The sequence below is a fragment of the Lentzea sp. NPDC020367 genome (assembly GCF_044387305.1).
Taxonomy (GTDB): Bacteria; Actinomycetota; Actinomycetes; order Mycobacteriales; family Pseudonocardiaceae; genus Lentzea.
The window spans coordinates 189,316-207,802 of the sequence record NZ_JBIRVV010000010.1; the positions used below are offsets into that span (position 1 = coordinate 189,316).

At 69.3% G+C, this 18,487-nt stretch carries 22 protein-coding genes; 11 read left to right on the forward strand and 11 right to left on the reverse strand.

Annotation, left to right across the window (positions count from 1 at the left end):
• Window positions 1-7: 7 nt before the first annotated feature.
• Window positions 8-568 carry an HSP18 transcriptional regulator gene (locus ACH413_RS34465; protein WP_360045691.1) on the reverse strand — a complete coding sequence of 187 codons (561 nt, stop codon included), beginning with the start codon at window positions 566-568 and terminating at the stop codon, window positions 8-10.
• Window positions 569-669: 101 nt separating this feature from the next.
• Here ACH413_RS34465 and ACH413_RS34470 point away from each other — a divergent pair, with 101 nt between their 5' ends.
• Window positions 670-1,107 (forward strand): Hsp20/alpha crystallin family protein, encoded by a 438-nt coding sequence (locus tag ACH413_RS34470; RefSeq protein ID WP_360045689.1) that lies wholly within the window; start codon window positions 670-672, stop codon window positions 1,105-1,107.
• Between the two features lie 386 nt (window positions 1,108-1,493).
• Window positions 1,494-2,351: an aldo/keto reductase gene (locus ACH413_RS34475; protein ID WP_360045688.1), complete on the forward strand. Its 858-nt coding sequence runs from the start codon at window positions 1,494-1,496 to the stop codon at window positions 2,349-2,351.
• 31 nt (window positions 2,352-2,382) lie between these two features.
• On the opposite strand, the gene ACH413_RS34480 is transcribed toward ACH413_RS34475, so the two are convergent.
• Window positions 2,383-3,867 (reverse strand): family 43 glycosylhydrolase, encoded by a 1,485-nt coding sequence (locus ACH413_RS34480; RefSeq protein ID WP_360045686.1) that lies wholly within the window; start codon window positions 3,865-3,867, stop codon window positions 2,383-2,385.
• A 142-nt stretch (window positions 3,868-4,009) separates the two neighbouring features.
• Entirely contained in the window at window positions 4,010-4,492 is a 483-nt protein-coding gene (locus tag ACH413_RS34485; RefSeq protein ID WP_360045684.1) for a DUF6326 family protein, read from the reverse strand.
• A 162-nt stretch (window positions 4,493-4,654) separates the two neighbouring features.
• Between ACH413_RS34485 and ACH413_RS34490 the strand changes: the two genes are divergently transcribed.
• Both ACH413_RS34490 and ACH413_RS34495 read left to right on the forward strand, forming a co-directional pair.
• Window positions 4,655-5,797: a sensor histidine kinase gene (locus ACH413_RS34490; protein WP_360045682.1), complete on the forward strand. Its 1,143-nt coding sequence runs from the start codon at window positions 4,655-4,657 to the stop codon at window positions 5,795-5,797.
• Entirely contained in the window at window positions 5,794-6,450 is a 657-nt protein-coding gene (locus ACH413_RS34495) for a response regulator transcription factor (protein ID WP_360045680.1), read from the forward strand. The genes ACH413_RS34490 and ACH413_RS34495 overlap by 4 nt, the downstream gene beginning before the upstream one ends.
• A 20-nt stretch (window positions 6,451-6,470) precedes the next feature.
• On the opposite strand, the gene ACH413_RS34500 is transcribed toward ACH413_RS34495, so the two are convergent.
• On the reverse strand, window positions 6,471-7,193 hold the full coding sequence (locus tag ACH413_RS34500; protein WP_360045678.1) for a helix-turn-helix transcriptional regulator: 723 nt from the start codon (window positions 7,191-7,193) through the stop codon (window positions 6,471-6,473).
• 54 nt (window positions 7,194-7,247) lie between these two features.
• Between ACH413_RS34500 and ACH413_RS34505 the strand changes: the two genes are divergently transcribed.
• Window positions 7,248-8,540, forward strand: coding sequence for an MFS transporter (locus ACH413_RS34505; RefSeq protein WP_360045676.1), 1,293 nt, complete (start codon window positions 7,248-7,250; stop codon window positions 8,538-8,540).
• On the opposite strand, the gene ACH413_RS34510 is transcribed toward ACH413_RS34505, so the two are convergent.
• Window positions 8,507-8,917 carry a helix-turn-helix domain-containing protein gene (locus tag ACH413_RS34510; protein WP_360045674.1) on the reverse strand — a complete coding sequence of 137 codons (411 nt, stop codon included), beginning with the start codon at window positions 8,915-8,917 and terminating at the stop codon, window positions 8,507-8,509. The genes ACH413_RS34505 and ACH413_RS34510 overlap by 34 nt on opposite strands.
• 106 nt (window positions 8,918-9,023) lie before the next feature.
• Here ACH413_RS34510 and ACH413_RS34515 point away from each other — a divergent pair, with 106 nt between their 5' ends.
• Complete coding sequence (locus ACH413_RS34515) at window positions 9,024-9,857, forward strand: enoyl-CoA hydratase/isomerase family protein (protein WP_360045672.1); 834 nt, start codon at window positions 9,024-9,026, stop codon at window positions 9,855-9,857.
• 96 nt (window positions 9,858-9,953) lie between these two features.
• Window positions 9,954-10,679 carry a sugar isomerase domain-containing protein gene (locus ACH413_RS34520; protein ID WP_360045670.1) on the forward strand — a complete coding sequence of 242 codons (726 nt, stop codon included), beginning with the start codon at window positions 9,954-9,956 and terminating at the stop codon, window positions 10,677-10,679.
• Here the strand turns inward: ACH413_RS34520 and ACH413_RS34525 are convergent.
• Window positions 10,645-11,544 (reverse strand): DMT family transporter, encoded by a 900-nt coding sequence (locus ACH413_RS34525; RefSeq protein WP_360045668.1) that lies wholly within the window; start codon window positions 11,542-11,544, stop codon window positions 10,645-10,647. The genes ACH413_RS34520 and ACH413_RS34525 overlap by 35 nt on opposite strands.
• Before the next feature lie 70 nt (window positions 11,545-11,614).
• Between ACH413_RS34525 and ACH413_RS34530 the strand changes: the two genes are divergently transcribed.
• Window positions 11,615-12,469 carry a LysR family transcriptional regulator gene (locus ACH413_RS34530; protein WP_360045666.1) on the forward strand — a complete coding sequence of 285 codons (855 nt, stop codon included), beginning with the start codon at window positions 11,615-11,617 and terminating at the stop codon, window positions 12,467-12,469.
• 96 nt (window positions 12,470-12,565) lie between these two features.
• The gene (locus ACH413_RS34535) at window positions 12,566-12,955 is read left to right on the forward strand and encodes an HPF/RaiA family ribosome-associated protein (RefSeq protein WP_360045664.1); all 390 of its coding nucleotides are present in this window, start codon (window positions 12,566-12,568) and stop codon (window positions 12,953-12,955) included.
• A gap of 136 nt (window positions 12,956-13,091) precedes the next feature.
• On the opposite strand, the gene ACH413_RS34540 is transcribed toward ACH413_RS34535, so the two are convergent.
• A complete protein-coding gene (locus tag ACH413_RS34540) occupies window positions 13,092-15,023 on the reverse strand; it encodes a glycoside hydrolase family 44 protein (RefSeq protein WP_360045662.1) in 1,932 nt (643 codons plus the stop codon).
• Between the two features lie 125 nt (window positions 15,024-15,148).
• Window positions 15,149-15,631, reverse strand: a complete 483-nt coding sequence (locus tag ACH413_RS34545; protein WP_360045660.1) for a nuclear transport factor 2 family protein — start codon at window positions 15,629-15,631, stop codon at window positions 15,149-15,151.
• 101 nt (window positions 15,632-15,732) lie between these two features.
• Between ACH413_RS34545 and ACH413_RS34550 the strand changes: the two genes are divergently transcribed.
• Complete coding sequence (locus tag ACH413_RS34550; protein WP_360045658.1) at window positions 15,733-16,395, forward strand: TetR/AcrR family transcriptional regulator; 663 nt, start codon at window positions 15,733-15,735, stop codon at window positions 16,393-16,395.
• A 62-nt stretch (window positions 16,396-16,457) separates the two neighbouring features.
• Here ACH413_RS34550 and ACH413_RS34555 read toward each other — a convergent pair whose 3' ends face one another.
• On the reverse strand, window positions 16,458-17,156 hold the full coding sequence (locus ACH413_RS34555; protein WP_396425421.1) for a glycoside hydrolase family 11 protein: 699 nt from the start codon (window positions 17,154-17,156) through the stop codon (window positions 16,458-16,460).
• Window positions 17,157-17,464: 308 nt separating this feature from the next.
• Between ACH413_RS34555 and ACH413_RS34560 the strand changes: the two genes are divergently transcribed.
• The gene (locus tag ACH413_RS34560; protein WP_360045656.1) at window positions 17,465-17,812 is read left to right on the forward strand and encodes a hypothetical protein; all 348 of its coding nucleotides are present in this window, start codon (window positions 17,465-17,467) and stop codon (window positions 17,810-17,812) included.
• A gap of 61 nt (window positions 17,813-17,873) precedes the next feature.
• Here ACH413_RS34560 and ACH413_RS34565 read toward each other — a convergent pair whose 3' ends face one another.
• Both ACH413_RS34565 and ACH413_RS34570 read right to left on the reverse strand, forming a co-directional pair.
• A complete protein-coding gene (locus ACH413_RS34565; protein ID WP_360045654.1) occupies window positions 17,874-18,164 on the reverse strand; it encodes a DUF4342 domain-containing protein in 291 nt (96 codons plus the stop codon).
• Between the two features lie 112 nt (window positions 18,165-18,276).
• Entirely contained in the window at window positions 18,277-18,483 is a 207-nt protein-coding gene (locus ACH413_RS34570; protein WP_360045652.1) for an MbtH family NRPS accessory protein, read from the reverse strand.
• Window positions 18,484-18,487 lie beyond the last annotated feature (4 nt).

Sequence of the window (18,487 nt, forward strand, 5' to 3'; positions counted from 1 at the left end):
GCCCGAGTCAGTCGAGTCCTGCCCGGCGATCCTGGGTGTCGCGGCGCACCTGGTCGGTCTGCACGCCGATCGCGGCGATCTGGTCAGCCAGACCTGGGTGCGTCGCCCGGAGTTGGTCGTGTGCGTTCGCCAGCGGGCTGAGCAGCTCCGCGGCGTCGTTCCCGGACAGCGCTTCGAGAACCGCCGGGTCGACCTCACCGACATGTCCGGCGAGGCTGCGCAACGAGGCCGCGTTGTCGCGGGCCCACGACGACACCGCGCGATCACCCGCACGCCGGTCACGTTCGGCCCGCACGCGGTCATCGCCGGTGGATCCGTCCAGATCGGACGGTCGCAGGCGCAGATAGCGGCGTTCCGCGGCCTGACGGCTGGCCACGCCGAGCGCGGGCGCCAGATCCGCCCAGCTGGTGCCGAGCGCGCGGGCGGCCGCGATCAGCTGAGGTTCCCAGCCGGCGAGCTCGGCTCGCAGCTCACGCAGCAGGACCAGTGCCGCCAGCACCTGGGTCTCGCTGAGTTCTTCGTCTGGGCTCGCGGCGGCGCGCACCGCCTCGTAGTCGCCGATCGGCATGTTGTCATCCTTTCGACGACATCCTACTTGTCATCGTTCCGACGACATGTTACAACAGATGTGCGCGTTGACAGCAGAAGACAACATCGAGGAGGTGCCGGATGTTGATGCGCACTGACCCGTTCCGGGAGCTGGACCGCTTGGCGCAGCAGGTGTTCACCGGGCCGGGCACGTGGTCACGGCCCACGGCGATGCCGATGGACGCCTACCGCTCTGGCGACGAGTTCGTGGTGGCGTTCGACCTGCCGGGCGTGTCCGCGGACGCCATCGAGCTGGACGTCGAACGCAACGTGCTGACCGTGAAGGCGGAACGGCGGCCGACGATCACCGGTGACAACGTCGAGATGCAGGTCGCGGAACGACCGCTGGGCGTGTTCTCCCGCCAGCTGTTCCTGGGCGACACCCTCGACACCGAACGCATCCAGGCCGCCTACGACGCGGGTGTGCTGACCCTGCGCATCCCGGTGCTGGAAAAGGCGAAGCCGCGCAAGATCGCCATCACGAACACCGAACAGGACGTCAAGCAGATCAACGCCTGACCGGGAGCGGTCGTGGTCGCGCGAACGCTCGACGAGGAGTTCGTCGCGTTGCTGTGCGAGGACGACGATCTGGTGTGCGCGGAGTTCGACGCGATCATCGCAGCGAACTGGGGGAAGCCACCGCTTCCCCCAGCACCGCGCCCGCCTGTCCCCTCGACGCCGTACCGGGGCGCGTTCCGGCCTCGGTGGCGGAACCACGTCCCGATCGGACGATCGGCACGGCAGCGTTCCCCTCCACCCCAGTGGCCTCGCACTGCCAGATCGCGGTGCGGGGCCACTGCGCGTCGAACCGCTGCACGGCACAGCAGTCCGCCGGAACAGGTTCGCCGGCTCGGTCAGCGGGCACACCACGAGCAGCAGCGCATCCGCCGACGAAAGACGTGACCATGTCCCCGCAGAACCGCCTGACCACCCTGAACAACGGCGTGCAGATGCCGATCCTCGGCTTCGGCGTCTACCAGGTCGCCGCCGAGCAGACCGAGCAGGTCGTCACCGACGCCCTCGCCGCCGGCTACCGCTCCATCGACACCGCCGCCGGCTACGGCAACGAGGAAGCCGTCGGCCGCGCGATCAAGAACAGCGGCATCCCCCGCGACGAGCTGTTCATCACCACCAAGCTGTGGGTCCAGGACCCCGGCGAGGACAACGCCCAGCGCGCGTTCGACGTCTCGCTGCAGCGCCTCGGGCTGGACTACCTGGACCTGTACCTGATCCACCAGCCCTTCGGCGACTACTACAGCTCCTGGCGGGCCATGCAGCGGCTGCACGGCGCAGGCCTGATCAAGGCCATCGGCGTCTCGAACTTCCACCCCGACCGGCTCGTCGACCTCATCGAGCACAACGAGATCACCCCCGCGGTGAACCAGATCGAGACGCACCCGTTCTTCCAGCGCGAGGCCGACCAGCAGATCATGGCCGATCGGGGCGTGCAGATCGAGTCGTGGGGACCGTTCGCCGAGGGGCGCAACGACCTGTTCACCAACCCGGTTCTGACCGAGATCGGCCGAACGCACGGCAAGTCCGTCGCCCAGGTCGTGCTGCGCTGGCTCATCCAGCGCGGCGTCGTCGTCATCCCCAAGTCCGTGCGGCCCGAGCGCATGGCCGAGAACCTCGCCGTGTTCGACTTCGAACTCACCGATCAGGACATGACCCACATCGCCGCGCTGGACACCGGCACGTCGATGTTCTTCGACCACCGCGATCCGGCGATGGTCAGCCGGCTCGGCACCGCCCGCGTCGACTGAGCGCCGCGATAGGTTCGCGGCGCTCCACCCGTCACCGGTGCGCGACCGCGAAGTCGTCGAAGCCCGCAGCCGTGTTGAAGACGCGCACACCGTTGGCACCACTGGAGAAGCTGGTGTCGGTCACGGAGATCTTCGGCGTGGCCATGTCGCCGACGTACACCTTGATGGCCGAGCCGATCGCCTCCACCCGCAGGTGGTGCCGGGTGTTCGGCCGCACGGTCACGGCGGCTGACGCGAGCTGCGTCCAGTTGTTGTCGGCCTTGCCGAGCACGACCCGTCCGCTGCCGGTGATCCCGGCGTAGTAGCCGCGGTAGGCGTCCGTCCCGGTGGTCGCCTGCGTCACGCGGAACACGACCCCGCTGTCGCCGGCGGCGGACTTCGGGGTGATGTCGGCGTCCTGCACGAAGTCCGTGAAGTTCGTGTCCAGCAACGACTTCCCGCCGAACGAGGTCCCGGTCTCGTACCGGCCCCCGGTCGCCGACCAGGTGCCGCCGTGCGTGGTCCAGCCGACGGCGTTGTTGTCGTCGAAGTTGTCCTTCACCCGCATGGTCACCGGCTGGATGGTGCCGTCGGCGTTGAAGGTCATCCGGTCATAGGCGACCTGACGGTCGTTGGCGCCCGAGCGGCTCAGCGGGCGCCGGTGGTAGACGATGTACCAGATGTCCGTGCCGGGCACGTTGATCACCGAGTTGTGGCCGGAACCCCTTGCCACGGCGGCGTCCTGGCTCAGCACGCGGCTGATCTTGGTGAACGGTCCGGTGGGAGAGTCGGAGATCGCGTACGACACCGCGTAGTTCGGTCCGGTCCAGCCGTCCTCGGACCACATGAAGTAGTACTTGCCGTTCCGCTTGAACATCTGCGAACCCTCGGTGAAGTTCGCCGGGGTGATCTCCTTGTACGTGCTGCCGTCGGCGAGCCGGCCGAGGCTGGTCATGTCCGCGTTGAGCTTGACCACGTTGGCGTGTCCCCAGCCGCCGTAGTACATGTACGCCTGACCGTCGGTGTCGATGAACACGTCCTGGTCGATGGGCTGCGCGCCGTTGACGAACTGGCTGATCAACGGTTTGCCGATCGCGTCCCGGTACGGGCCCTCCGGACGGTCGGCGACCGCGACGCCGATGCCGCCCAGTTCGGAGTTGCTCTGGATGTCGTTCGCGCCGAAGTACAGGTAGTACTTGCCGTTGCGCTGCACGGGAGCGGGCGCCCAGACGGCACGGCGTGCCCAGGAGACGTTCGCGGTGGTGAGGACGTTGGGGTGCTTGGTCCAGTTCACGAGGTCGGTCGAGGAGAACGCGTCGAGGTACGTCTGCTCGTCGTAGGGTCGCGACGACGTGGGAAAGACCCAGTACTTGTTGTCGTAGACCGCGACGTCCGGGTCGGCGTACCACCCGTCCACGACCGGGTTGCCGGCCTCCGCCGTCGAGAAGTCGGGCACAGCCGCCGCGGACGAGGCCACAGCGGGCACGCTGCCGAGCAGTGAGAGGGCCAAGGCCGCTAAGACGATCTTTGACGTCACGTCTCGTCCAATCCGCAGGGTTACAACGTTGTAAAACTGTGTGCATCGATCCAATCACTCTCCGTGCGCGGCTGTCCAGATCTGGAGGAGGAGGCCGGAACCCGCCCCGCCTTGACGGGCGGGTTCCTGGCTTCCTAGCCGTTCACGCCTGCTGCCGGGCGCGAACGGTTTCCCTGTCGGCGCCGGTCGCCGACGGTGCGGTGGTGGGCCAGGTCCAGGCGTACCGCAGGACGAGGGCGAGAAGGACCAACTCCAGTGCGATGCCCAGGCCGTAGAAGAACGTCCAGGTCTCGCCCACCACGTTGAACGCCGCGTAGGGGATCTGCACCGAGGCCACGACGAGGTTCGTGACGCGGTTCGCCCTGGCGGGCAACGTCATCGACAGCACGATCATGAGGATCGGGATCGCCATGAGCGCGAGGAAGGTGGTCAGCAACGTCTGGCTGACGTCGAACTCCCAGACGACGCCGACCTCGATGTCATCGATGACGCCGGGCTTGAAGAAGGCGATGATGTCCACGTAGGCGTACAGGAACATCACGCTCGTCCACGCCGCGGCGAGCTTGGCTCTCACCGGGATCCGCGGGTCTTCCAGCACGGGCTTGGTGGTTTGACGTGTTCTCATCGCAGGCTCCGTTGTCGTGGTGAGGACCGGTAGGCCCACGATCGCCGAGCCCGGCAACAGGCACATCGGCGTCCAGGCCGGGTCCGCACTGGCCGTTGGGAGAAGCGGCGTCTCGTTCTTTCGGTTGGTCCCCGGCGCCTCGGCGGTACCTAGGCTGGACGTGTGACCGCCAACGCCCTGAGCTCGCTGTTGACCGAGCCCCGCGCCCTGGGCGCTCCGGCACGGGTGTCGCGCGACTGGGTGCTGGTCGGGGCGTTGATGGTGACGGCGCTGCTCGAAGGAGTCCTCCGCGCCGACGTCGCCTGGCGGCCGTTGGCGACGGTGGTGGCGGTCGGTCTCGCGCCGGTGCTGCTGTGGCGGCGCACCCACCCGTTGGTCTGTGTCGTGGTGGCCTTCGGCACCGCGACGGCGTTGGGGCTGGCGAGCCTGCTGGGCGGGGCCCCGAGCGTGGGCCTCGACACGATGGTCTACCTCCTGGTGCTCGTCTACGCGCTGGTCCGCTGGGGCTCAGGGCGCGAGATCGAGATCGGGCTGGCAGTGGTGGCGGTGGCTGCCGGAATCGGTACGGTCGCCGACTACACCGGACCGGTCGACGTCTTCGGCGGGTTCGCCGTCCTGACGGCGTCGGCGGCGGCCGGAGCGGCGTTGCGCTACCGCGCCGAGAGCTGGCGCCGGGCGTTGGACCAGAGCCGCAGCCGGGAGCGGGTCGGCCTCGCGCGCGAGCTGCACGACATCGTCGCCCACCACATTTCGGCGATCGCCGTGCAGGCGCAGGCAGGCCGGGCGATGGCCGGGCAGCGTCCTGAAGCGGCGCTCGAGGCGCTGGCGGCCATCGAGGGGGAAGCGTCGCGGACGCTCGTGGAGATGCGGGCGATGGTCCGGGTGCTGCGCGACGGAGCGCCCGCGGAGTACGCGCCCCAGTCCGGCGTCGCCGACCTGGTGTCCCTCGCTCGCCGCGCCCCGGTCCCGGTGGTCGACGTGGAGTTGCCGGAGGACCTGGACGAACTTCCGCCCCAGGTCGACGCGGCGGTCTACCGGCTGGCACAGGAGGCGCTGACCAACGCCCTGCGGCACGCCCGCAACGCCTCGCGTGTGGAGATCCGGGTGGCGGAGGGCGCGGGAAGGCTGCGCCTCCGCGTGACCGACGACGGACAGGTCGACCCGGCACGGCCGGTGAACCGCGGCTTCGGGCTGCTGGGGATGACCGAGCGCGTGCAGCTGCTCGGCGGCACGCTGCGTGCCGGGCCGGCGCCCGAGCGCGGGTGGACGGTCGACGCCGAACTGCCGACGAAGACAGGCCGATGACGGTGCGCGTGCTGGTGGCCGACGACCAGGATCTGGTGCGTACCGGCCTGTCGATGATCCTCGCCGCGCAGCCCGGCATCGAGGTCGTCGGCCAGGCCGCCGACGGGCACGCCGCCGTCGAACTGGCGCAGCGGCTCCGCCCCGACGTGTGCCTGGTCGACATCCAGATGCCAGGGCTCGACGGAATCGAGGTGACCAAGCGCCTTGCGGGGCGCGGCGTCCCGGACCCGATCGCGGTAGTGGTGATCACGACGTTCGACCTCGACGAGTACGTCCAGGGTGCGCTTCGGGCCGGCGCCCGAGGCTTTCTGCTCAAGGACGCCGGACCGGCGCTGCTCGTCCAGGCCGTCCACGCCGCCGCCAGCGGCGATGCCCTGATCGCACCGAACATCACCCGGCGGCTGCTGGCCACCCTCTCCGCCAGGGAACCGCCGAGCCGGCAGCCTCAACCGATCGAGCCGCTCACCGAACGCGAGGAGGAGGTGCTGACGCTGGTCGCCCGTGGCCGCACGAACGCCGAGATCGCCGCCGAGCTGTTCATCGGTTTGACGACCGCCAAGAGCCACGTCGCCAGCCTGCTGACCAAGATCGGCGCCCGGAACAGGGTCGAGATCGCGATGTGGGCGTACGACACCGGCCGGGTGGCGGGCTGAACCGGACCGGCATGGCCGGGTCACCCGACCGCAGCGCGGTACGCCCCCGGCGTCTGGCCCATCACGCGGGCGAACGTGTCGACGAACGCACTGGTCGTGGCCCAGCCGCAGCGGTGTGCTGTCTCGGTGACCGTGGCGCCGCCGTTGAGCTCGACCATGGCCTGGAACACCCGGACGTTGGTGCGCCACTGGGGATAGGTGGTGCCGAACTCGGCGCGGAACAGCCGGGCGAGGTGCCGGTCGCTGGTACCGGTGCGAGCGGCGAGCCACCCGATCGTGCGTGGCCTGCTCAGATCGCTGGTGACCAGCGCGCACGCGTCCGCGAGGCGTTGATCGACAGCGGTCGGCAGCTCCAGCGGCGCGAGGTCTGCTCGGCGGACGCGGTCGCGGATCACAGCGCGCAGGCGGTGCACCTCGCGGTCGGGCAGGCCGTCCTCGGTGCAGGCCATCAGGAGCTCGCGCAGCAGGCTCGACACGGCGATCACCGTCGGGCGGTCGCCGGGGAACAGCACTTCCCCTGACGGGAATCGCAGCAGGTGCACCAACGTGTGCCCGTAGACGCGGTGTTCGTGCCAGGTCTGCGCGGGCGTCCAGACCGCGTGCTGAGCACTGGCGACCCACGTGCCGTGCTCGGTGGTCGTGGCGAAGATGCCGCTGCTGACGTAGAGGAGCTGATGGTCGCCGTCGTGCCGATGCCGCTCGATCACGGTGCCGGCCGCGACCTCATGGCGGTATTGCGACATGACACGGCAGTTTATCGGAAGTTTTCCAGCCGCCAGTGGATCACCGTGGACGGCATGGGAAGGTTCCTCGCCGACACCCGGCCGCTCGCGATCCCCGCCTACCGGCGCGTCTTCCTCGGGCAGGGCACCGCTGTCGTCGGCATGATGATCACCGCCGTCACCGTTCCGGTGCAGCTCTACGACCTGACGCGGTCGTCGCTCGTCGTCGGGCTCAGCGGCCTGGTCGGCCTGCTGCCGGTCGTCGTGTTCGGCCTGTACGGAGGCGCGATCGCCGACGCGGTCGACCGGCGCAAGCTGGCACTGGTCGCGTCCTCGGTGTCGTGGGTCATCACGCTCGCGTTGCTGACGCAGAGCCTGGCGGACGTCCGCTCGCCGGTGCTGATCCTCGGACTGGTCGCCGTGCAGTCGGGCAGCTTCGCGGTGTCGGCGTCCGCGCGCGGAGCGATCCTGCCGCTGCTCGTGCCGGCCGATCTCGTGCCGGCCGCCAACGCGTTGAGCTACACCGCGTCCACTCTGGGCCAGGTGCTCGGGCCGCTTCTGGCCGGTCTCCTCGTGCAGCTGCCCAACGGGTTCAGCTACGCCTACGCCGCCGACGCCGTGTTGTTCACCGCTTCCCTTCACGCCGCCGCACGCCTGCCGTCGTTCGGCGTGGCCGACGCGCTGGGGAAACCCGGCCTTCGCTCCATTGTGGAGGGTCTGAGGTTCCTGGGCGGCAACCCGGTGCTGATGACGTCGTTCGCGGTCGACATCGCCGCGATGGTGCTGGCGACGCCGGAAGCCCTGTTCCCCCAGGCCGCCGCGACCCGGTTCGACGGCGGAGTGGGCCCGCTGTACTCGGCGATCGCGATCGGGTCGATCCTGGCCGGCCTGGTGAGCGGCTGGATCGGCGGTGTGCGCAGGCAGGGTGTCGCGCTCACGGTCGCCGTCGTCATCTGGTCGGCCGCGATCGCCGTCGCGGGGTTCGCGCACAGCCTCTGGGCGGTCGTGGGCCTGCTGGTCGTCGCAGGCGCAGCGGACTTCGTCAGCGCCGTCTACCGGCAGGCGATCCTGCAGACCTATGTGCCGGACCGCCTGCGCGGGCGCTTGCAGGGAGTGTTCACCGTGGTCGTGAACGGAGGCCCGCGCCTGGGCGACCTGCGCGCCGGGTTCATGGCGGCAGCCACCACCTTCACCCTCGCGTGGTCCGGCGCCGCGGTGCTCTGCATCGCGGTCGTGCTCGTCGCCGCCGTGTGCGTGCGCCCGTTCTGGCGTTACGACGCCCAAGCCGTGCACGCACCTGCCGTCGTGGGTGACCCCTCCCCTGACGTGCTCAGTCAGCCTGCTCGGCGGCCCGCGCCTTCGTCGTAGGCCTGCTGGGCTCCCTGGATCTGAGCGCTGTGCTCGACGGTCCAGGCGTAGAGGTGGCCGAACGGCTCGCGCAGGGACTCGCCCAAGGGCGTCAGCGAGTACTCGACACCGACCGGTGAGGTCGGAAGCACGGTGCGACGGATCATCCCGTTCCGTTCCAGGCGCCGCAGCGAATGGGTGAGCACCCGCTGGGTGACCCCTTCCAACCGGCGCATCAGCTCGTTGAACCGCGTCGGCCGCTCCAGCACCGCCATGATCATCATGGACCACTTGTCCGCGATCTGGTCGAGGATCGGCCTGCTGGGACAGTCCGAGCGGAACACGACCTGGCCGCCGGTGACGTTCGCGGCCTCGCCGAGCAGGTAGGTACCCCTCATGATCTCTGGTTCCCCCGAAGTGCGTTCTTGATCTTTACCACCGCGCTGAGCAGGGTAGGTATGCATCGCAAACTTACAGGCCGATCAGCAACTCAGGGGATCCGTGATGACCGAACAGCCCTACTCGACCCTGCGGGTGAGCACCGATCGAGGGGTCGCCCGCGTCGTGCTGCACAACCCGCCGGTGAACGTCCTCGGCACGACGATGATGCGGGAGCTGCGCAGCCTGCTCGACGGGTTCCGCGACGACCCGTCGGTCCGGGTCATCGTCTTCGCCAGCGCCGACCCGGAGTTCTTCCTCGCCCACGTCGACATGCTGGTCCTGGAGGACGCGGACGGCCTCGACGAGCTCGCCAAGGCCGCTCCGGCGGGTGTCAACGTGTTCCAGGCCGTCGGCGAGCTGCTGCGCCACCAGCCCCAGGTGACGATCGTCGAGCTCGCGGGCAAGGCCCGCGGCGGTGGCGCGGAGTTCGTCGCGGCCGCGGACATGGCCTTCGCCGCGGCCGAGACCGCCGGGCTCGGCCAGATCGAGGCGCTCATGGGGATCGTTCCCGGTGGCGGCGGCACGCAGTACCTGCGCGAACGAGTCGGGCGCAACCGCGCCCTGGAGATCGTCCTGGCCGCCGACCTGTTCGACGCCGAGACCGCCGCCGCCTACGGCTGGATCAACCGCGCCGTCCCCGCCGCCGAGCTGCGTGGTTTCGTCGACCGGATCGCCCGCAACATCGCCGCGCTACCCGAAGGGGTCATCGCCGCGGTGAAGCGCGCCCTGCCCGCCGACGACCTCACCGCCGGATACCAGCGCGAGCACGACGCCTGGGCGTCCCAGGTCGAATCGCCCGCCGTGCGGAAGCTGATGGACGCGGCGTTGCCGAACGGGGTCCAGACACGCGAAGGCGAACGCGACCTCGAAGCGCTGATGCGCACCATCACCGGCTGACCCCCACGACAGTCCTCTGCGATCCGGACCGACGAGGTACATTTGGTCTAGACCATGCGCGATCAGCGACCTGCCGTCTGAGCACGAGGAGCACCTGTGGACTTTCTCAGCGACTTCGGCGCCGCGGTGCGCGAGCACCTCCGCCTGCTCGAGGAGCGCAACAACGCCGTCCTCGACGAGGTGGCCGGCCGCCTTCTCGACGTCGTCCGCACCGACCGACTCGTGCACACCGCAGCCACGGGACACGGCCTGGCCGCAGTCCTGGAGAGCTTCTACCGCGCCGGCGGGCTGGCCTGCGTGCGTCCGTTGTTCCACCCCGGACTGCTGCCCCTGCAGAACGCGAAGGCCAGCACCCAACTGGAACGCGTCCCCGGCCTGGCCGCGACGCTGACGGCGCAGGCCCAGGTCCAGCCGGGCGACGTCGCGGTCATCTTCTCGAACTCCGGCATCAACGCCGTCCCCGTCGAACTCGCCCAGGAACTCAAGCAGCGCGGAGCCTACGTCGTCGCGGTCGTCTCCAAGCCCCACATGGACAACGCCCCCGCACGATCCTTCGCCAAACTGGGCGACCTGGCCGATGTCGTGCTGGACACCGACATTCCGCCCGGCGACGCCGTGTTCCCCACCGCCAGCGGAGCCACCGCCGGCCTCTCCACCCTCTGCTTCATCTACCTGTGGAACCTCCTGCTGGTCCGCCTGACCACACTGGCCGACGCCGCCAACGTCCCCGTCCCCCTCTGGCAGAGCTCCAACCTCCCCGACGGCGACAGCGCCAACGAGAAGCACCTCAGCCGCTACCGGACACAGGTGCCGATGCTCTAGCAGCGCGGCGCCGGGCGAGCAGGATTCCGCCGATCACCAGCACCCCGCCCGCGAACGTGTTCCACCCCACCGGCTCGGCCAGCAGCACGACGCCCAACGCGGTCGACCACAACGGCGTCACGTAGGTGACCGTGGCCGCGACGGTGGGACCTGCTTCACGGATCAGGTCCAGGTTGAGCACGTAGGCGTACCCCGTCCCCAAGGCGCCCAGCAGCACCAACGCGAGCATGACGTGCACTCCCGGCCACACCGGCGGTCCGGAGAGGACCGGGGCGAACAGTCCCAGTTGGACGGTGGCGCAGGTGATCTGCACGGCGGACAACGCGCTCGCCCGGTGCGGCCCGCCGGAGAAGAACCGCCGCGTGTAGGCGAACCCCGCGCCGTAACACGTGGTGGCGGCCAGGCAGGCGAGCCCGCCCGCGAGCAGGTCACCGTCCAGGCCGCGCCACACCCCGAGCAGCACCAGCACGCCGGAAAAGCCGAGCAGCAGCCCTGCGAGCCGTGTCCGGGTCACCCGCTCCCCCGGCACGATCAGCAGCGCGAACGCCAGCGTCGTCAACGGCGTCGTCGCGTTCAACACGCCCGCCAGCACCGAGTCCACTTTGGACTCGCCGAACGCGAGCAACGTGAACGGCACCGAGTTGAGCAGCACCGCGACCACCGCCGCGTGTCCCCACGTGCGCGGGTCGCGCGGCACGGTCGCGCCTTGCGCGGCGCAGATCACCCACAGCGCCAACGCACCGAACAGACAGCGAGCCAGCGCGACCTGCACCGGCGGCACACTCGCGTCCACGGCCACCTTGATCAACGCAAAGCTGCTGCCCCAGATCGCGGACAGCAGCACGAACTTCCCAGTCGCTCCCACCGCGCGAGCATCGCCCGGCGAGGCATCATGAGTCCAACAAGTACGAGTTGGTCGAGCATGAGAGGCGCTCATGGCCCTGAACTTCGCCCAGCTGCGCTCGTTCCTCGCCGTCGTCGACGAGGGCGGCTTCGGCGCCGCCGCGGACACCCTCGGCCTCACCCAGTCCGCGGTCTCGCACGCGGTAGCCGCGCTCGAACGCACGCTCGGCCACCCCGTGCTGTCCCGCCGTGGACGCGCTGTGCCGACCCCGTTCGGCGAGGAGGTCCTGGCGCACGCCCGTGCCGCGGTGGCCGCGTCCGCGGCGATCACCGACCTGGCCGAGCGCAAGCGTGGCGGCGTGCGTGGCACGGTCCGGCTCGGCGCGCCGCCGAGCGTGTGCCAGGGCCTGCTGCCCGACCTGCTCGCTCGGTGGCGGGTGGAGTTGCCGCACGTGCGGGTCCGGGTGTTCGAGGGCGAGGACGACGAGGTCGCCGAGTGGCTGGCGGGCGGCACGGTCGATATCGCCGTCCTGGTCGACCCGCCGGCCGGTGCGGGCTCGCTGGTCGGCGAGGACGCCTTCCACGCCCTGCTGCGCGCCGACCACCCACTGGCGACGCTCCCGCACGTCGACGTGACCGACCTGGCCGACGACCCGTTCCTGCTGTCCTGTGGCGGCTGCGAGCACTACGTGCGGCAGGCGCACGCCGACCACCCGTTCACCCCGCGGCACCGGGTGCGCGAACTGGGCACGCTGCTCGCCATGGTCCGCGCCGGTGTCGGCGTGTCGATGGTGCCCGGCCTGGTGGCGTCGATGCTGCCGCCCGACCTGGTGCTGGTGCCGTTGCGCGAGCGGCTGGCACGCCGGCTCGTCCTCAGCGGACCCGCCGACCGCGGGTGGCATCCAGCCGTCACCGCACTGGTCGACTCGACCCGTGTCCCGTCGTGACAGCCGTCAGGAGCTCGCCGGTGTCGCGGCCGCGTTTGAGCCGGCCGCTCCGGTGGTATCGATCAGGATCATTCCGTCCCGTTCTGGAGGGTGCTCATGCAGGTCCAGGTCAACACCGACCACAACATCCACGGTGGCGAACGACTGGCCGCCTTTGTGACCACAGACCTGGAGAACAGCCTGTCCCGGTTCAGCGGATGGTTGACCCGGGTGGAGGTGCACCTCAGCGAGGACGGGGGCGGCAAGCCCGAGGACAAGAAGTGCGTCATCGAGGCGCGGCCTGGTGGCAAGCAGCCGGTCGCGGTCACCCACCACGCGACCACCGTGGACGACGCGTACGCCGGGGCGGCGCACAAGCTGGGAAGGGTGCTGGATTCCCGCTACACCCGTGCCCACGACCACAAGGGCAGTGACAGCATCCGTCACATGCCCGCTCCGGAAGACCCTGAGCTGGTCGGCGTGATCGAGGACGAGCCTCGGACCTGACAAGGCGGCACGGCGCTGCAGGCCCCATCGCCACTCGCCGAGCGGCACTCCACCGAACCGGTGGAGTGCTGCTCGGCGAGTGGCTTTTGCATGCTGCGGAACGGCTGCGGTGTCGCCGACATTGGTCGATCACGCCTCAGGCCGGGGTGCAGTGCAACGTCGGCGCGGCCGCTCTGCCCGTGGCCTGGAACCCGAACGTGGTGCTGCCGCCCGCGCCTATGGAGCCGTTCCACCCTGCGTCCGCGGCGACCACGCTGGCGCCGTCCTGCTTCAGGGTGGTGCTCCACGAGTTCGTGACCTGCTGGCCGCCCGGCCACGTCCAGCTGACCCGCCACCCGGCCATCGCCGTGTGGCGCTCGTTGGTGACGGTCACCGTCGCGACGTGTCCGGTGCTCCAGTCGCCGTTGACGTGCAGGCTCGCCGAACACCCCGCGGGCGGCAGCACCAGCAGCGTGATGGAGTTCGCCGGATACGTCGCGTCGACACGACCGTCGTTCACCGGGAGATCGACGCCGCGCACGATCGCGCTCAGGTTCGCCGGGCCGTAGGTGAACCGTTGTGCCGCAACGGTTCCGTCGAACCCGGCCGTCGACAGCGGTGACGTCAGGTCCTCGCCGGTCTTGTTGACGACCATGACGGTCAGCGCGTCGTCGGACGAGCGCTGTGCCGCGTACACCGCTAGCCGGCCCTGGTCGGCGGAGGTCGCCGAGACGCTGACGTCGCCGAACCGGCTGCCCGCGCCGTCGTAGTTGCGGTACATCCGGAACGCGTACGCGCCCGGATCGGTCGGCTTGGGCTCGCCCCACATCGTGGCGAGGTCGAGGCCTTCGCGGCCGAAGATGCCGAGGACGTCGGCCTGTGTCAGCGCTCCGTTGATGTCGTCGAGCGCGCCCCAGTTGTACTCGGTGATCGCGGTCTTGGTGCCGGGGTTGTACTGGTCGATCCACGACTTCATGGTGCGGATGAACTGCAGCGGCGGCGCGTTGACCCCGCCGGGGCCGATCCAGGACTCCTCGACGTAGGTGGGGTCCCACAACGACCTCGTGGACCGCAGCCGCAGCGCGTTGGACTCGGGGTCCTTGCCGCCGCCGATCTGCGGGTAGAAGTGCTGGTCGAAGTAGTCGAGGAAACGCTTACCTCCGTGGGCATCGCTGTAGTCCTTCATGTTCTTCAGGTACCACTGCGAGAGGTTCAGCCCGCCGTGCGCGGCCGAGTCGGCGCCGGGCCCGCAACCGTCCACACCGGACGCGACCCACTCGCAGTACCCCCAGCCGGACGGGCCGAGGACCGCGGCGCCGGGGTCGGCGGCCTTGATCGCCGCGGCGGTCGCCGTGCCCTTGCTTCCCAGTTCGTCGTACGAGACCAGCTCGGGGTGCACGTCGCGATGCGTGTGGGCCCACAGCACCGGCTCGTTGTCGAGCTCGTAGATCGGCACGCCGCCTTGCGCCGCCGTGCCGAACCTGCTCACCAGGTGCGACACCATCTCGCCGGCGAACGCCGCGTCGGCCCTGACCGAGGTGTCCGCGGGCACGCCGGCGAGGTTCGTCCCGTTGAGCAGACCGTTGCCGCAGTTGGGGTCCCACTCGTCGAAGCCGTCCTGCTGCGGGTACCTGGTCGCCGGGAAACCGCACGCGAACGGGTGCGACGAGGGCGAGTCCTTGGCCACCCAGCCGACCATCGGCACGGTGACGACCGGTTTGATGCCGCGGTCGAGGTTGGACCCGACCATCCACTCGAGGGTGTGCTGCTCGTCGGCGACGATGTTCTCGAAGTACCAGTCGCTGCCGGTGTTGTACGTGTGGTTCTTGAAGTTGTAGCGGCTGGACGCGTTGCCGCCCCAGCGCGCCACCGACTGGCCGATCTCGGCGTTGAACGCCGGGTCGCCGCCGTTCAGGCCGTAGACGCCGGGACTGATCGCGTGCCGGGCGGCGGACACGTCCACCGACAGCTCGGGCCCGGCGGCCGCCGCCGTGGCGCTCGTGGCCGCCTGGACCGTGAACGTCGCGGCCACGAGCAACGCCGCCGAGCCAGTGGCCGTGATCGAACGCGCTTTCCCCCATTGCCGCATCCACAGGACGGTCGCCGGAAACGCACAAAGCGTCAAGCACGAACAGGTCGAATCGACGGCGTTCGAGTCGAAGACCGAATTCGGATGAATGTGTTCACCCGATCATCGGCATTTCCGCCGCGGAGTCACCTGGACGCGGCAGCGGTCCACGGCTCTCCCCTGTCGCGCTTCATCGGCGGGACCTTGAAGTTCGCGTAGGAGTACTTGCCGGTGATCGAGCCGTCCGCGTCGAAGTGGAAGACGTCCATTCCCTGCCAGACCATGCGCGGGCCGTGCCGCAGGAGCCCGAGCAACCGCAGCAGCGGGTAGACGCCGCGGCCGTGCTGCCCGGAGACGTCGATCCGGCACGCCCAGCGGATCGCCGCGCGTCGTCCGGACTCGTCGACGAGCTTGTCGTGCACGTCGAAGCGCATCGCGCCGTACCTGCCGGCGAACTGGGGCGCGAACTCCGCGCGAATCGCGGCTTTGCCCCGGTGCTTCGCGCCGTCGCCCGGCTCGTACTCGGCGTCGTCGGCGAAGAAGGCCATGACGCGGTCGAGGTCGTTGACGTTGAAGGCGTCGACGAACTCGTCGACCGTCGCGGACAGGGAGCGCTGCTGCTGGGTCATGAGTCGTGGCCTCCGGCCGCGCAGGGGTGTGGTGCTGACCAGGCAGACGATAAAGGAACACCGTACTTTTAACAAAACCTCCTGGTAGAGTGCCTTTCACCATGGAAGCGTCGTTCCGGCGGGCACGGCGCCCGGACCAGAAGGAGCAGCGGCGGGAGACGATCCTCGCGGCCGCCCGCGACCTCGCCACGGCCAAGGGCGTGGCCCAGGTCAGCCTGGGTGACATCGCGGCCGCCGTCGGCCTGGTGAAGTCCAACGTCCTGCGCTACTTCGGCACCCGCGAAGAGATCTATCTGCAGCTCACCATGCGCGACGGCACGGACTGGGCCGACGCGGTGCGAGACCGGCTCGGGGACGCCTCCGGCATCGACCACATGGCCTCCGCGCTGGCGGACTCCTTCGCCGAGCGACCCCTGTACTGCGACCTCATCGGTCACGCCGAGACCATGCTGGAGCACAACGTCTCGCTCGAGGTGCTGCACACGTACAAGCTCTGGGCCATCGACATGTACGCGCGGGTCGGCGAGCAGATCATGGCCGTGTGCCCGGAGCTGACCGGCCGAGACGGCTCGTCCGTGGTGTTCGCCGCGGGCGCGTTCGTCGGCAGGTTGTATCCCCTGTCCCAGCCGCCACCGGCGCTGGCCGAGCTCTACGCCCGCGAGCCCGGGATCGCGGCGGTGTTCCCGCCGTTCCGTCCGACGCTGCAGCGCTTCGTCGCGGCGACCGCAGCCGGCCTGCCCGCGGTCCGAGGCGACTCGCCCTGACCGAGCGCTGTCCTGAGAGGACCCGAGCCCTCCCAGGACAGCGCGTGATCAGGAGCAGGCGCTCACCTCACCGTGATGTTGGAGTTGCCGCTGCTCTGGTATCCCTCGGTCGCGAGGATCATGTAGTAGCTGAAGTTGCCGAGCCGCATGTTGGCGCGGCTCCACGCGTCGAAGTGGTTGCCGGTGGTGATGGATCCACCGGTCCGCCTTTGCTGCCGGACGCTCCAGAACTGCGGGAACGTCTTGTTGTTGCCTTCGACGGAAGGCGCGTTGTACCGCATCGTCTGGTAGATGTCGTACGTGCCGCCGTCGGTGGTGACCGTGCCCTTGTAGGTGCCGGTGGGCCGGTAGTTGCCCCAGTTGTCGACGATGTAGTACTCGACCAGCGGGTTCGACGTCCACCCGTACAGGGTCAGATAGGCGTTGCCGGACGGGTTGAAGCTTCCGGAATAGTTCACCGTCCGCCGCGAACCGTTGCTCCAGCCCTTGCCGCCGACGAAGTTGCCGACATTGCTCCACGAGGTGCTGTAGTTGCCGCCGGAGCCGAAGTCCATGCAGACCCGGCCGCCGCCGTCGGTCCAGAAGGAGAAGTAGTAACCGCCGTTGTTGCCCGTCTGGCTCGAGCACGTCGCGGCGGCACCGACATCAGCACCGGCCACAACAGGCGTCAGCGCCATGACCAGCGCGGTGCAGGCGCCGCTGACGAGCAGTGCGACACGGCCGCGTTTGCGGCTCGACGGTCGGAAATTGCTTTTAGCCATATGCGGTACTCCTCGTCATCGAGGTTGGCACGGCGGCCAGGCAGCACGAAGCGACTCGTGCGAGTGAATGGTGATCGCGATGACGGCCGCCGTCGATTCGGACACTAGCAGTGCCGGGCCGACTCCGTAAGGTTGCCGAGAAGTTTCGAAACGTTGTCGCGAACCCGCACCGGTTATAGCAGGCTGCTTTTATGTCCATCAAACAAGTCGAATCAATCGAATTGTTCGACGGCACGTTTTGGATCGAGCTGAAGATTTAGTCGTCGAACGTCAGCGGGGTGACGACGACCCCGGCTATGGTTGCCCGCGTGGGCGTCTCTCTCTACTACACAGCTCGCCGCGCGGCGCCGCTGACCAACGCTGAGATCACGGCGGTCGGCCAGGTCGTCGGCACCTACAACGCGAGCGCGCCGTTCTCCTTGGAAGAAGAGGGTCTGCACCTCTACGACCGGCTGGAGCCGGGAACGGTGCTCGACGGGTCGACCAAGCTGCCCGCCGCGGATGAGCGGGCGGTCCCGTCGCTGGTGCACTGGCTGTCCGCGGTCACCGCGCTGCGCAGCGCGGTGACCGACGCGGACTGGACCTTCACCCTCGACGACTACGAGATCGAGTGGGACGACCACTCCGGCTACCACCTGCCCGGCCTCGCAGACTGATCCGCGAAGGCCGGTTCGGTGGTCGTCCCGCGCCGCTGGACGACGCGATGCCCGCCAGGACCTAGACCTGTTCTGGCTCGACCGTCGTCGCGGGCTCCTCACCAGGCTCGCGGCGGTCCTCGATCTTGATCCCGCACTTGCCGACCAGCGCGAGACCCGCGCCGATGGTCGTGGCCACCGGAGCTGCGAACGCCGCGACCAGTCCAAGGGCCACCGGGACCTCCAGCAGCACGTCGTTCCTGCTGTCCCGCACCACCACGCGGCGGTTGATGCCCTCGTCGACCAGCCCGCGCACGGCGTCGACCACCGAGTCGACGGCCGCGCGGGCGGAGTCGGGCCTGGGTTCGCTCATGTCTCTCCTCCAACTGCGGACATACCGGTACGACGCCAGCCTGCCCGAGGCCGGGCACCTGCCATCAGGGTTCCGCATGACTTACTCCCTCAGGAGTAGTCGTGCTGCGGTATCAGTCCTGCTGACCGGCCGCCATCCGCTCGCGGAGGCTGCGCGGGCGCATGTCCGTCCACACCTCGTCCACATAGGACATGCAGTGGTCCTTGGTCCCTTCGGTGCCGGTGCTGCGCCATCCGGCGGGGACGTCCTGGTCCACAGGCCAGAGCGAGTACTGCTCTTCGTCGTTGATCAGGACCTGGTACTTGATGTCCTCGTCCACTTGT

Coding starts and splice junctions, on each gene's coding strand:
- ACH413_RS34465 (WP_360045691.1), bottom strand. CDS start 568: ATGCCGATCGGCGACTACGAGGCGGTGCGCGCCGCCGCGAGCCCAGAC.
- ACH413_RS34470 (WP_360045689.1), top strand. CDS start 670: ATGTTGATGCGCACTGACCCGTTCCGGGAGCTGGACCGCTTGGCGCAG.
- ACH413_RS34475 (WP_360045688.1), top strand. CDS start 1,494: ATGTCCCCGCAGAACCGCCTGACCACCCTGAACAACGGCGTGCAGATG.
- ACH413_RS34485 (WP_360045684.1), bottom strand. CDS start 4,492: ATGAGAACACGTCAAACCACCAAGCCCGTGCTGGAAGACCCGCGGATC.
- ACH413_RS34495 (WP_360045680.1), top strand. CDS start 5,794: ATGACGGTGCGCGTGCTGGTGGCCGACGACCAGGATCTGGTGCGTACC.
- ACH413_RS34500 (WP_360045678.1), bottom strand. CDS start 7,193: ATGTCGCAATACCGCCATGAGGTCGCGGCCGGCACCGTGATCGAGCGG.
- ACH413_RS34505 (WP_360045676.1), top strand. CDS start 7,248: ATGGGAAGGTTCCTCGCCGACACCCGGCCGCTCGCGATCCCCGCCTAC.
- ACH413_RS34510 (WP_360045674.1), bottom strand. CDS start 8,917: ATGAGGGGTACCTACCTGCTCGGCGAGGCCGCGAACGTCACCGGCGGC.
- ACH413_RS34515 (WP_360045672.1), top strand. CDS start 9,024: ATGACCGAACAGCCCTACTCGACCCTGCGGGTGAGCACCGATCGAGGG.
- ACH413_RS34530 (WP_360045666.1), top strand. CDS start 11,615: ATGGCCCTGAACTTCGCCCAGCTGCGCTCGTTCCTCGCCGTCGTCGAC.
- ACH413_RS34535 (WP_360045664.1), top strand. CDS start 12,566: ATGCAGGTCCAGGTCAACACCGACCACAACATCCACGGTGGCGAACGA.
- ACH413_RS34540 (WP_360045662.1), bottom strand. CDS start 15,023: ATGCGGCAATGGGGGAAAGCGCGTTCGATCACGGCCACTGGCTCGGCG.
- ACH413_RS34545 (WP_360045660.1), bottom strand. CDS start 15,631: ATGACCCAGCAGCAGCGCTCCCTGTCCGCGACGGTCGACGAGTTCGTC.
- ACH413_RS34550 (WP_360045658.1), top strand. CDS start 15,733: ATGGAAGCGTCGTTCCGGCGGGCACGGCGCCCGGACCAGAAGGAGCAG.
- ACH413_RS34555 (WP_396425421.1), bottom strand. CDS start 17,156: ATGGCTAAAAGCAATTTCCGACCGTCGAGCCGCAAACGCGGCCGTGTC.
- ACH413_RS34565 (WP_360045654.1), bottom strand. CDS start 18,164: ATGAGCGAACCCAGGCCCGACTCCGCCCGCGCGGCCGTCGACTCGGTG.